Below are 12,660 nucleotides of genomic sequence, written 5' to 3'. Positions count from 1 at the left end.
ATTATTAACAAAAATTTGTTGGTTTGAATAATCGATAGTTTCCTTATCATATATATTCACATTATACATGAGAAAAGAGAAACAAGGTATTCCTCTGAATCAGAATATCTCTTGCTTCTCCTGTTTTTTATTCAATTATTAAGTAATCATTTTTATAGTTAAGCAGTGGAATTCCCCTATGCTTCTTTCCAGCCTGTAAAGCAGTCATTTTCTCCTTTACCATATTGCTTTAAACTATCATTTACGTCCTTGAAGAGCTGAAGAATATCTCTCCCTTCCTCTGTAAGGATACTGTGTCCTCCAGTCTTCCCTCCAGCTTCTTTTGCTACAATTTCAAAAGAAGAACTTCTATTCATCTCTTGAATCATCCCCCATGCTCGGCGATAGGGGATATTCAGTACCTTAGCTGCCTCTGAAATAGAACCTAACAAATCAATCTGTTCCAATAGCAATGCTTTTATCACATTAATTTCCAAACCTGTATCCGTTTCTATCCAGATATTTCCTCTTATTTTTAGATTATTTTCCATATCTTTTTGAGCTAAATTTGTAATTCAGTAAACTATTTTTAGCCTAAAACAAAGGGCTTTATCTTTTTTCGAAATACAAGGCAAATATACATACTTTTTTTGAAAATACAAATCTTTTCGTCTATTAAATTTTAATAGGCTCTTTCTTTGTTTCCTTCATAAAAGTTAATAAAAGCTTGGTTTACTACTCTATTTCCTCCTGGAGTAGGATAATCTCCTGTAAAGTACCAATCTCCTAAGTTCTTAGGACATGCCTTATGTAAGTTATCCACACTTTGGAAAATAATCTCCAAATTACATTTCATCGTTTCAGGACGTAAGAGCTCTGTTATTTTCTCAGAGATTTGCTCAGAGGAAAAAGGAGCGTAAAGTTCTTTTACATAATTGATAATCTCTATATCTGGTTTTCCTTTTTGGTCTAAACATTTCTGGTAGATCTCTTTTACAATTGTATAGGTACCCATTTGCTTATGTAGGGCAAGAGTAGCTTCAAAAGCAATAAGATTTTCCAAGCGTGCCATATCAATGCCATAGCAATCAGGGTAACGTATTTGTGGAGCTGAGGAAAGTACCGTAATTTTCTTAGGTTCTAACCTGCTTAGAATATTAAGAATACTCTTCTTAAGAGTTGTTCCACGTACAATACTATCATCTATTATTACTAGGTTATCCTTATTCTTACGTACTGAACCATAAGTAATATCATATACATGAGCTACCATATCCTCCCGTCCTGAATCTTCTGTAATAAAAGTACGAAGTTTTACATCCTTAATAGCTACTTTTTCTATTCGGGGTCGTACAGAGAGAATTTGGGTAAGTTGTTCCTCCGAAAGGAATTTCCCTGCTTGAAGGATTTGTTCTTTTTTCTGTTGATTAAGATTGTTAGAAACAGCCTCTATCAATCCATAAAAAGAAGTTTCTGCCGTGTTAGGGATATAAGAAAAAACTGTATTAGTAAGATCATTATCTATAGATCTCAATACCTTTGGTAATAACAGGGCTCCTAATTTCTTTCTTTCTAAATAAATCTCTTGATCACTTCCTCGTGAGAAATATATACGTTCGAAAGAACAAGCCTTACGCTCAACAGGAGTAAGTATTTGTTCTGTATAGGTAGTTCCATTCCTCTTTATTAAAAAAGCTGCTCCTGGAGGAAGTTCCTTAACTTCTTGAAATTCTGTATTGAAAGCTGTTTGTATTACAGCACGTTCAGAGGCAACTACGGCTATTTCATCATCTTTATAATAATAGGCAGGGCGAATACCAGCAGGATCACGTATAACAAAAGCATCACCATGTCCTATGATACCTGCCATTGCGTATCCTCCATCCCAACGATGGGCAGCCTTTTTAAGAACCCTTACCATATCCAGTTGTTCCATAATTAGGGAAGAAGCCTCTCTCTTGCTGATTCCTTCTCTCTTAAGTTTAAGATAACATTCTTCTACTTCATCATCCAAGAAGTGCCCAATACGTTCCATAATAGTAATAGTATCTGTCTTGGCTATAGGATGCTGTCCTAATTCCACTAACCTATTGAAAAGCTCCGGAACATTTGTTAAGTTAAAGTTTCCTGCTAAGATAAGGTTACGATAGATCCAATTATTCTCCCGTAGAAAAGGATGTACATTTTCAATACTATTTTTCCCAAAAGTACCATAACGTACATGCCCTAGATAAACCTCCCCAAGATATGGGATAATATGTTTGAGTTGTAGAATATTCTCTTTGGCTTGAGGATATTCCTCTAATAGGTTATTAATATGCTGATTAATCTGTTTAAAAATATCTTGAATAGGTTGTGTATCATTGGAGCGAACCCTACTTATATAACGCTCACCAGGTAACATATTAAGCTTAATATTTGCTATTCCAGCACCATCCTGACCACGATTATGCTGCTTCTCCATAAGCAAGTACATTTTATGGAGACCATAGAAAGGGGTCCCATATTTTTCCTTGTAATATTCTAATGGCTTTAGAAGACGTAATAATGCTATTCCACATTCATGTTTGATGGTGTCACTCATTTCTAAACAATATTTATATCAAATTGGGTTAGTTCTTTTAGATAAAAAAGCCGACGAAGGACTTCTTCCTTAGTAAGAGTAAGGAGCCGTTCAGTACCTATTTTCTCTACACAGAAGGAAGCTAAGGTAGATGCATAAGCTAAAGCATTTTTCATATTTTCAAAAGAAATATCCCCTGTCTTTGCCATATAGCCTATGAATCCTCCAGCAAAAGTATCCCCAGCCCCTGTGGGATCACATACCTCTGCTAAAGGAAGAGCCGGAGTGAAAAAACTTTTATCTTCATGAAAAAGCATAGATCCATGCTCTCCCTTCTTAATAATTATATAATTAACTCCTTTAGCCTGTAATTTTTCTACTGCTTTTAAAAAATTAGTCTCTCCTGTAAGGGCACAGGCTTCTTCATCACTTACAGTAAGAATATCTATTTTCCGTATAGCCTCATCCAAAAGTTCTGGAGTATTCTCTATCCAATAATTCATTGTATCCAAAACAATGAGTTGAGGTCTCTCACAGAGCTGTTCCAATACTTGCAGCTGTACTTTGGGATGAAGATTTCCTAAAAGGATAAAAGAGGCTCCTGCAAAATCTGATGAAAGTTTGGGTATATAATTCCTTAATGCATTTTCTTGAGTCTCAAGAGTTACTCTTTCATTCATATTAGTAGCATAACGTCCACTCCAAAAGAAAGTCTGTGCTCCTTTGACTATCTCCACTTGTGAAATATCTACCTCACGCTCAGTGAGCACTTCCAAAAAAGAAGATGGATAATCCTCGCCTACTACGGATACTACTGCTTGTTCAACATCAAAAACAGCAGTTGCCAAAGCACTATAATTAGCAGCTCCCCCCATAATTCTCTCTGCCTTAGTAAAGGGAGTCTCTATAGTATCAAAAGCTAATGTTCCTACTGTAAGTACTTTATTATTCATTTCTTGACAAAAATATTTTTCTATTATTAAGGTACAAAGGTACTACTTATTTTTGAAATGACAAGGTGTTTTTTAACCTACAACAATGCCGCAATTTCCATCTATAAGGATTAAAACATTTGAAGTTTTTCCTTTTTTGTGATGTTAATAAGCAACACTTTGGGTTGCCTTTTTGCTAAAAATTATAAGATATAAGTTTGGTTGTGAAATCAATTTTTTGTATCTTTGTGAGATGAGTAATCTATTTTTGTATATTTTTGATTTTCAATACAATATTACAAAAAATAATCAAATTTTCTTTTTTAAAAGTTTAAATCACTTCATTAGATATTAGAAATGCAAACTGAAATGATAAATTCTCATATTTTCAAAAACGTCTTCTCTATATTAAGTAAGGAAGTGAAGCTTGAATGCTTATTAGTTCTTGTTTTGTTGTCCATACAAAATTCTTATGGACAGCAGGTTTTGGGAATAGTACAACATGACAACAATCCGATAGAGTATTGTAATGTGGTGGTAAAAACCGCAGAAGATTCTGCATTTGTTACAGGAACAGTAACAGACCAATTAGGATCCTTCATGATTGACAAGATAGATGTTGGGAGCTACTTTTTAGAAGTTTCATGTGTAGGATATGAAAAACAGAGACTCCCTTTTACAGTTACTTCTGAGCAGACTGTTCATTTGCAAGTGGAGCTTCCACTTAGTGAAAATTTCTTAACCGGAGTTACAATTACCGCTTCTCATAAAATTTGGGAGAGAACGAATAATTCATTAGCCATGAAAGTCGAAGGGACTCCGCTTGCCGATATGATTTCTACTATTGATGTCTTAGCATATATGCCAGGAATTATAGCTGATAATTCTGGTATAAAATTAATCGGAAAAGACAATCTGCTTATTTTGATAGATAATCGTGTAGTATCCTCATTTTCAGAGGTGGAAAACCTAAGTGTAAACTCAATTAAAACAGTTGCTCTCGAGAAAAATACAGGCGTGAGATATGACAGCAAGTATAAATCTGTCTTGCGAATTACCACAAAGAAAAGTAGTAATAATGCAGTAGAAATAAGCCAAAGGACGAAAGTGGGTAGGAAAATTTCAAATACTGAAAACGCCAACTTTTATCTCGGATCAAGTAAAATAATACTTAATGGTGGAGTAGTTACGAATTTCCGTAACGATTTGAATCATTACACTGTGGAGACACAAAATGTAGAAAATAATGCCCAATACATTAGTCAGCAGTCAATACAGAACAAACGAAAAGGCTTCGATACTTCACTTGGACTTAAATATGAGTTCAGTGACAACCATTACGTGCAGTTTTATAATGATTTCTATTATGCGGGAAACAAGCCTATTAACAAAAGTACTACGGAGTATCTTGAAACAAACTTGCATGAGCAGCTATTTACAGAGATAACATCAAACTACAATGAAAAGAATAATCGGTTGAACCTCTTCTACAACCTACCACTATTGAAAAATAGTCATTTAGAATTAAATCTTGACTACATATACAAATCTTCTAATGACAAGCAAGCAATCAAAGACTCCAATAAACAAAAAACAAATGATTATCACATAACTTATAAAGGGAATTATAACGTTTATTTGGCTCAGTTAAACTATTCAGGCATATTTTGGCGTTCATTCGATGGAAACTTGGGCTTAGACTATATGAATTTGGCGAATAATACCTCTTCCTATAATAGCTCGGAAATGGCGAATGCGATAAATAACGAGGGAAAGCATAGAGAACAACAGATTGCGTATTACATCAACCTGAAAAAGCAATTAAATAAATTTGGGCTTCAAGCAGGTTTCAGATACGAATCGGTTTGGCTAAAATATAAAGACACGAAAGAGTATGCTGAACAAACAAAACGAATCAATAACTTTTTTCCATTTATATCTTTAGATGTAAATTTATTTTCTAAATGGAACCTTTCCTTGGCGTACGACAGAAAGATGAACCTTCCTTCTTATCAGCAATTAAACCCCATCATAACCTATTATGACAAGTATAGTTATAGAATAGGAAATCCAAATTTGGAACCAGTCTATTTTAACAACTTCTCATTAAATGCATTATACAACAATATTTTGAACCTTTATGTGGAATACTCCTTTATAAGGAACCAAATACAGGAAGTACCAATGCCTGATGCTACTAACCAACAAGTGATTAAAGTAATTCCTATCAATATAGCGAAGAATCATCAAATAAGTATCGGAGCAAACCTGACGAAACGATTGGGGAAGCATCAGTTAGGTTTCCATAGTGCACTTTTAGCTCAAAAAAGTCAATTAGATAATTTAATTGTTGATAAAAATCGCTTTTTTCCTTTTTTATATGTATCAACTAATTATGACTATCGTTTACGGGATAATATAAACTGTTATGTGAGAATAAATTATACTAGTAAAACAGAAAATATCATTTTTAAACAGTATCCGTCATTTAGTACTAGTACAGGCATTACTTTCAGCTTCTTTGATAAAAGAATGCAACTGAATATAGTCTGCAACGACCTTTTTCGTACAGAGGATTCTGATTGGGAAGTAAAGTATTTAAACATCAATAATTTACAAAAGAATAATGTAGACTCACGATTCTTTTCTATTCTTCTTAAATACAATATCAATAAGGCTTCTCATAAGAATGAAGTAAAGAATTTGGATGATGTATTAAATAGGTTGTAATGGCGACATTGCTTCTGTCCTTATGACAAACAATAGAAATTATAACTTACATTTGGGATAAAAGAAGCAGAGAGAACAGGTAAAAAGCTAAGGAAATAACTTAAAGAACTTGATATCACCTATGGTTCTATAGTGACTGATGTTTGGAAAAGTTTTAAAACAACTTTTAAAGAGGATAAACATCGAATTAGGGAAAAATATACTGTTGAAATAGAAGAAAATAATTGCAAATTGCAATATAGAATAAAATGAACTTTAATAAAATACACTATTCTCAAAAGTGTATAATAACTTTCAAGAACAGTGTATTCTTTTAATGTAATTAATCGTCTCTAATTAAAAGGCTTTAATACGATACATCATACCAAGACTAATACGATTGGTATTTACTGTATTATCTGTCAATTTATTTTCACGGCTTCTCCCTATATAAGCTAAAAAGAAACGTAAATCTTGATCTTTAAAAGGCATATACTCTACTCCCGCAAAATAGCCTAATCCCACCATTTTGTTGTTAGCTAAACTATTTTCTGCTGTTTCATAAATCCCCTGTGCAAATACATTAAGCATAGGTATAGGTTGGTATTCCCCCTTGAGAACCAAACTATTATATTTTGCATCTTTTAAAAGTGGATCTGCACTACTATTAGGAGTGTATTTAAGTCTGTCCAATTTTTCATCAGCTCTCATATAATCAAAATAAGCTTGGAATTTAGGCAAATTGAGCTTAGTACCTAACATCACCATAGTATTATTATAACCATCAGCTTCACTTTGTAAACCTACTGCATAACGAGTTTGAAGTACTCCATCAAAAAGATTTCCATTCCAATTGAAAATATAAGTAAGAGGAGCTTTGCTTGCCTTGATGTCTGCAGGAGTCCCATAAATATCAGAGAACTTAGCATTACGAACATCTGTAATTTGTAAGTTAAACTCGTGATTGGCATTAGGAGCAAAAGTAATCATACCTCCAAGCATGAAATTATCCATATTCTCTATAAAATCAGTATATTCATAGATATTCATTGGGTTAAGGTCAAACTCAAATCCGCCCCATGTTTGACACATTTTACCTACAGTAAGAGCCCACTTATCATTCAAGCGAAAACCAGCATAGAGCATATCCGTTGCTTTTGCTAAATTATCCAAAGAGGTAGCTGCATTAGGTTTATTCAAGCGGTGACGAAAACGATAAAAAATACGGTCAGTAATATCACCTCTCATTTCTAACCGTAATTGTCTGGCTTTAAATTCTGCTTTATTGGTATCTCCTTCATCGGGAAGAAGAGCGTCAAAGCTAGATTGGAAATTAAAGAAAAGATTAAACTTCTTATTAAGAGGATTTTCTCCCTCTGTTTGTGGCATAGAAGGTGACTCAAGCATAAGAGCCTGCGTAGGACGAGACATTTTAAGCTGTTCCAATTCTGACTTTAGCTGATTTATTTGCCCTTGTAAATCCTCCTGTGCAAAAGCTACTGCTGTAGAGAGAAATACTATAGATACTATTAGTCTTTTCATTTTTCTAAAAATTTATTTGTTAATAAAAAATCAAGGTAAAAAGTAATAAATCTTGAATTACTTTTTACCTTACTAGCTAACTTTAAAAATTAGTATTCATTAAAATATTGTTGGATTTGTTGCCAATCCTTAGTCTTTGTAAGAGCTAACATGAGTAATACACGAGCTTTCTGAGGATTAAGTGCTTGGGAAGCCACAAAATGATATTTAGCATCATCTACTTCTGCATCTTGAGTGGTGGCTCCTGTAGGAACACGTGAGGAACGTACAATTTGAATACCTTTTTGTTGTGCTTTCACTGCTAAATCCAAAATAGTATGATAAAAGTTTCCATTACCTACCCCTGCATGTACAATACCATCAAACTTAGCATCAATAAAAGCTTTCATAGGAAGTTCTGATACGTTGGAATAACTATATACAATGCCTACTTTAGGAAGAGATTTAAGATTATCTACATTGAAAATAGATTGAGTTGTATGCTTGTTAGTAGGAGTACGACCAAAGAAGACCTTACCATTATGAATATAAGCTAATTTTCCATAATTAGCTCCTTTGAAAGTTTCTACTGCAGTAGTATTAGTTTTGATAACGTCCTTAGCATCCAAAACAATATCATTCATACATACCATGACTCCTTTTCCTCGTGCATTTTTATCAGCAGCTACTGCTACGGCATTATATAAGTTTAGAGGTCCATCCGCACTCATCCCTGTTGCAGGACGCATAGCCCCAACTAACACCACAGGTTTGTTACTATGCACTGTAAGATTTAAGAAATAAGCTGTTTCCTCCATAGTATCAGTACCATGAGTAATAACTATACCGTCATAACCTTCTTTATTAAGAAGTTCATTGATACGCTTAGCAAGTTTAAGCCATACATCATCATTCATATCTTGAGAACCAATCTTCACAATTTGTTCACCAGATACATCAGCTAAGTTCCTTACTTCAGGAACTGCTTGTAAGAGTTGATTAATCCCCAATTCACCTGCTTTGTAGTTTGTTTCAGTAGCAGACTTACTCACTCCTGCAATGGTACCACCTGTTGCGAGAATACGTACTTTCGGCTTTTGTGCGAAAGCTACCACAGACATCATTATTAATAATGTAAGGGCAATTTTTTTGAATGTTCTTTGCATTTTGTATTTATTAATGATTAAATTATATTCAAAACATATTAAAATTCAGAATACAAAATTAAATCCTTTTTTAAAAACAAACAAAAAAAAGTGTTTTTTTAATAATTATTTAATATTTATTATACTTTAATATACTAAAAAGTAGGCTATTGTCTTAATATATAAACAAGAATTATAAACAGTATAAGAGTTTTAAATCCTTATGTGATAAGCTGTTTTAATATAGTGTAAATTATTGATCACTTAATATCAATTTTATTGTCAGAGCATTACTTTTATAACTACATATTAGCATTTTATATTGAAATTGGTATCTTTTTGTATCTGCATTGAACAAGAGTTTGAAACTCTACCTACATGAATTAAAGTCTTTTGGGATAATTCTTTACAAGTATCAAAAAGTAAGATTATAAAATTTTGTTAATTATTATTTTAAATAAAGAAAAAAATATACTTTTGCGAGCAAATATTAATTGATAATTAAATAAAATGAATTTAAAGAAATTTTCTAAAAATGCAGTACTTGCTTCTATAGCTACAGTACTTTTTGTATCATGTGCTAAGAACAATGATGAACATAAGAACAATGATGAACATGTGTATACTCCAGAAGAATCCAAGGCTATAGTACAAGCTACAATGGATAACTTCTATGACTGTATGAAAAAACTCAATGATGGAGGTTTTGCAGATTTCTTTTACAATGCTTTTTTTAAAAAAACTGTAAATAATAAAGGGGAAAATCAGTTTTGGTCGACTTACCTAAGTGAAAAATTTGATGCTCAACACTTTGCTGATGCTCTACAAAATACAAATGGCTTTAACTACCAATCTCTTAAGGGCACTTACTCTTGGAACAAAAATAAAGAACTTTGGGAGAAAACAGCCAATAATAATAACATCACCTTTAATTTCCCTGCTACTAAAGAAGCGACCTCTAATAATGCAGTATTCACTGTAGACCAATATGAAGATTTTGAAGCTTCTTACAAAGATAAAATCTACCGACTTCCTGTCAAAGGGCATGCTGTAGCTACTATAGATGGAGTAAAGGTGTTTGAACTAACTATCAAAAACGCTACCTATGATAAAAAGACTAATTTCACTATGCCTTTAACCGCAGATGTTAGTATATACACAAACCCTTTTACTACTACTATCAAATGGAACAGACAAACTCCTGAGAACTTTATCTTTAATTTTTCCTTCTCTTCCAATGAAGGATGCGCTACTACACTGCGAGCTGATATAAAACTCAATACTTCTGATTATGGAAATATAACTAACATGAAAGCTATTGACAATATCTCATTCGTAGCAACTCAAAGTGAATTACGTATTGTAGGTAATGTTGATGTAAAGAGTATTAACAAAATAGAAGGAAGAGAAATCACAACAGAAGAAATTAATACTTTTATAAGAGCAGATTTATTCAAAGGCAATAGTAAGATTGCAGATGTAAAGTATGAAAAAGAAAAGGACAGTGGAGTTATCTACTTTATCTTTTCAGATGGATCTAAAGAAAAAGCTGAAAAATATATTAGTGATTTTGAAGAAAAAATAACTAATATCTTTAAGCGATTTGATAAAAATAACTAATGAAAAGATACTTCCTCATTCTATTTTTTAGTAACATTGCTCTCGCACAAGAGAGCAATGTTACTTTTTCTTCTATTGATTCTCTATCAGAAAGCTCCTCCCTTTCTTCTTGCAAACACCAAATAGGGATAGGACTTTCTAAGTTTGTTAATTCTGCATTCCCAAGTGATAGCAATGCTTTTTTGTTAGAATATCGCTACCTAAAGACTCCTGCTGTAGCCTATCGGGCAGGAGGGGATTATCATATAGAATCTACTAAGGATAGCCGCTATGAGGTTGCTTTAAAGATAGGAATTGATAAGCTCTTTAGAAATTATAAGAAATGGAAATTTTATTATGGAATTGACCTCGGGGGTCGTTATCTATACTACAAAAATAGAGAACAATATTTCATAAGTACAACTCTCAATCCCTTTATAGGGATACAATATCAATTAAGCCAAAATTTTTCTATCTCCACAGAACCTGGGTTTTTTCTAAAATATAATTTTCGGAAGGATTTAAAAAGTTTTGATTCACAGAATCAAACTAATTGGTGGGAAAGTCGATTAGCTAAAATAGGCTTCCTACAGTTAAATTTTCATTTTTAATCCTTATTCTGATAAATAAAAAAGTCTAAGATAAACCCCTTTATCTTAGACTTCCATAACTAAACCTTAAAAATCAATGTGTTGCGGAGAAAGAGGGATTCGAACCCCCGGAGGTGTTACCCTCAACGGTTTTCAAGACCGCCGCATTCGACCGCTCTGCCATTTCTCCAGAAATAATCATCTTAATTGGTTGATTGCGGGTGCAAAATTATAACTTTTTTCTTATTCTGCAAAGAAAAATCACACTTTTTTTGATTAGCAAATTTAAACTACTTACTGTCAAACATTTATATACTCCTTATAAAAATAAATTCAAAAAAAGTTTTTTTACTTGAAATAATTTTTTACCTTTGTGTGATTTTAAGGAAAAATACTATTTATAATTTATAGTTATGCTAGCACATCCTATCCATATTTTCAACTCTATCTTAGATAATGATTTTTATAAATTCACTATGCAATGTGCTGTAGTAAAACTCTTTCCTTCAATAAAAGGAAGATATGAGTTTATTAACCGTGGAAAGCACAAATTTCCAGAGGGCTTTGCCAGCGCAATGCAAGAATCTGTCAATCAGATGAGTCAATTAAAATTATCCAAAGAAGAGAAAAATTTCTTAAGAACATCTTGTCCTTATTTGAATCCTGCTTATATTGATTTTTTGGAAGGTTATCGCTATGACCCTTCTGAGGTACATATTTCTCAAAAAGGAAATGAACTTAAAGTAAGTGTTGAAGGGTATTGGTATAGAACTATTCTATGGGAAGTGCCTCTATTGGCTACTATCAGTGAGCTTTATTACAAACTAACCGGTGCAGTGGCTTGGAGTGATGAACAAATAGAAAGCAATACCTCTCACAAAGCACATGATTACGAATCACTGGATGTTATTTTTGCCGAATTCGGTACACGCCGAAGACATTCATACCATGTACATGATATTGTTATGCGAACTCTGACCAAATCGCATCGCTATAACTTTATAGGAACAAGTAATGTTCATTTTGCTATGAAGTACCAAGTAAAACCTATTGGTACTCATGCTCATGAATGGTTCATGTTTCACGCAGCAGAATATGGTTTTAAGATGTCTAATGCCATGTCCTTAGAGCATTGGGTAGATGTGTATCGTGGTGATTTGGGAGTTGCTCTTTCTGATACTTATACTACAGATGTCTTCTTCAAACAATTTGATACCAAGTTCGCCAAACTATTTGATGGAGTACGCCATGACAGTGGAGACCCTATTGAGTTTGCTAATAAAACCATAGAACACTATAAGAAATTCGGTATTAATCCTCTTTCCAAATATATCATCTTCTCCGATGGGTTGACTCCTGAAAAGGTTGAAGCCATTACCAAATACTGCCGTGGTAAAATAGGTTTTTCCTTCGGTATAGGCACCAACCTTACCAATGATGTAGGACTGCAACCTATGAATATTGTCATGAAACTCACTGAAGTACTTACCTCCGACCACGAATGGGTAAAAACCGTTAAACTCTCTGATGAACCACTCAAGCACACAGGAGACCCACGGATGATAGAATTGGCAAAGGAATTATTACGTATTCACTCTTAAAAAACGACTATGAGTATATTG

At 33.3% G+C, this 12,660-nt stretch carries 10 protein-coding genes and 1 tRNA gene; 5 read left to right on the top strand and 6 right to left on the bottom strand.

Features of this window, described 5'->3' with window-relative positions:
- Positions 1-176: 176 nt before the first annotated feature.
- From VJJ03_RS02945 to VJJ03_RS02935, 3 genes are all read right to left on the bottom strand, one after another.
- On the bottom strand, positions 177-530 hold the full coding sequence (locus VJJ03_RS02945; protein ID WP_009745828.1) for a winged helix-turn-helix domain-containing protein: 354 nt from the start codon (positions 528-530) through the stop codon (positions 177-179).
- A gap of 131 nt (positions 531-661) precedes the next feature.
- The gene (locus VJJ03_RS02940; protein ID WP_323973724.1) at positions 662-2,563 is read right to left on the bottom strand and encodes a class II glutamine amidotransferase; all 1,902 of its coding nucleotides are present in this window, start codon (positions 2,561-2,563) and stop codon (positions 662-664) included.
- A 2-nt stretch (positions 2,564-2,565) separates the two neighbouring features.
- Positions 2,566-3,495, bottom strand: a complete 930-nt coding sequence (locus tag VJJ03_RS02935; protein ID WP_323973722.1) for a PfkB family carbohydrate kinase — start codon at positions 3,493-3,495, stop codon at positions 2,566-2,568.
- Between the two features lie 336 nt (positions 3,496-3,831).
- Here VJJ03_RS02935 and VJJ03_RS02930 point away from each other — a divergent pair, with 336 nt between their 5' ends.
- The gene (locus VJJ03_RS02930) at positions 3,832-6,204 is read left to right on the top strand and encodes an outer membrane beta-barrel family protein (RefSeq protein WP_323973720.1); all 2,373 of its coding nucleotides are present in this window, start codon (positions 3,832-3,834) and stop codon (positions 6,202-6,204) included.
- A 132-nt stretch (positions 6,205-6,336) separates the two neighbouring features.
- Positions 6,337-6,456, top strand: a complete 120-nt coding sequence (locus tag VJJ03_RS11485; RefSeq protein WP_416377841.1) for an IS1 family transposase — start codon at positions 6,337-6,339, stop codon at positions 6,454-6,456.
- Between the two features lie 84 nt (positions 6,457-6,540).
- Here VJJ03_RS11485 and VJJ03_RS02925 read toward each other — a convergent pair whose 3' ends face one another.
- Together VJJ03_RS02925 and ansB are read right to left on the bottom strand one after the other, a co-directional pair.
- Entirely contained in the window at positions 6,541-7,725 is a 1,185-nt protein-coding gene (locus VJJ03_RS02925) for a porin (protein ID WP_009745901.1), read from the bottom strand.
- A gap of 89 nt (positions 7,726-7,814) precedes the next feature.
- Positions 7,815-8,870 (bottom strand): L-asparaginase 2, encoded by a 1,056-nt coding sequence (gene ansB / locus VJJ03_RS02920; RefSeq protein WP_009745900.1) that lies wholly within the window; start codon positions 8,868-8,870, stop codon positions 7,815-7,817.
- Positions 8,871-9,359: 489 nt separating this feature from the next.
- On the opposite strand from ansB, the gene VJJ03_RS02915 reads away from it, so the two are divergent.
- Both VJJ03_RS02915 and VJJ03_RS02910 read left to right on the top strand, forming a co-directional pair.
- Entirely contained in the window at positions 9,360-10,469 is a 1,110-nt protein-coding gene (locus VJJ03_RS02915) for a hypothetical protein (protein ID WP_323973717.1), read from the top strand.
- On the top strand, positions 10,469-11,059 hold the full coding sequence (locus tag VJJ03_RS02910; RefSeq protein ID WP_009745898.1) for a hypothetical protein: 591 nt from the start codon (positions 10,469-10,471) through the stop codon (positions 11,057-11,059). Before VJJ03_RS02915 ends, VJJ03_RS02910 begins: the two co-directional genes overlap by 1 nt.
- 84 nt (positions 11,060-11,143) lie before the next feature.
- On the opposite strand, the gene VJJ03_RS02905 is transcribed toward VJJ03_RS02910, so the two are convergent.
- Positions 11,144-11,228, bottom strand: a tRNA-Ser gene (locus VJJ03_RS02905).
- A 223-nt stretch (positions 11,229-11,451) separates the two neighbouring features.
- On the opposite strand from VJJ03_RS02905, the gene pncB reads away from it, so the two are divergent.
- On the top strand, positions 11,452-12,639 hold the full coding sequence (pncB, locus tag VJJ03_RS02900; RefSeq protein ID WP_009745897.1) for a nicotinate phosphoribosyltransferase: 1,188 nt from the start codon (positions 11,452-11,454) through the stop codon (positions 12,637-12,639).
- Positions 12,640-12,660 lie beyond the last annotated feature (21 nt).

The organism is Capnocytophaga sp. G2, from assembly GCF_035282625.1.
Lineage (GTDB): Bacteria > Bacteroidota > Bacteroidia > Flavobacteriales > Flavobacteriaceae > Capnocytophaga.
Note: the sequence above shows the minus strand (reverse complement) of the source record. Positions and strands in the feature narration are given on the sequence as shown.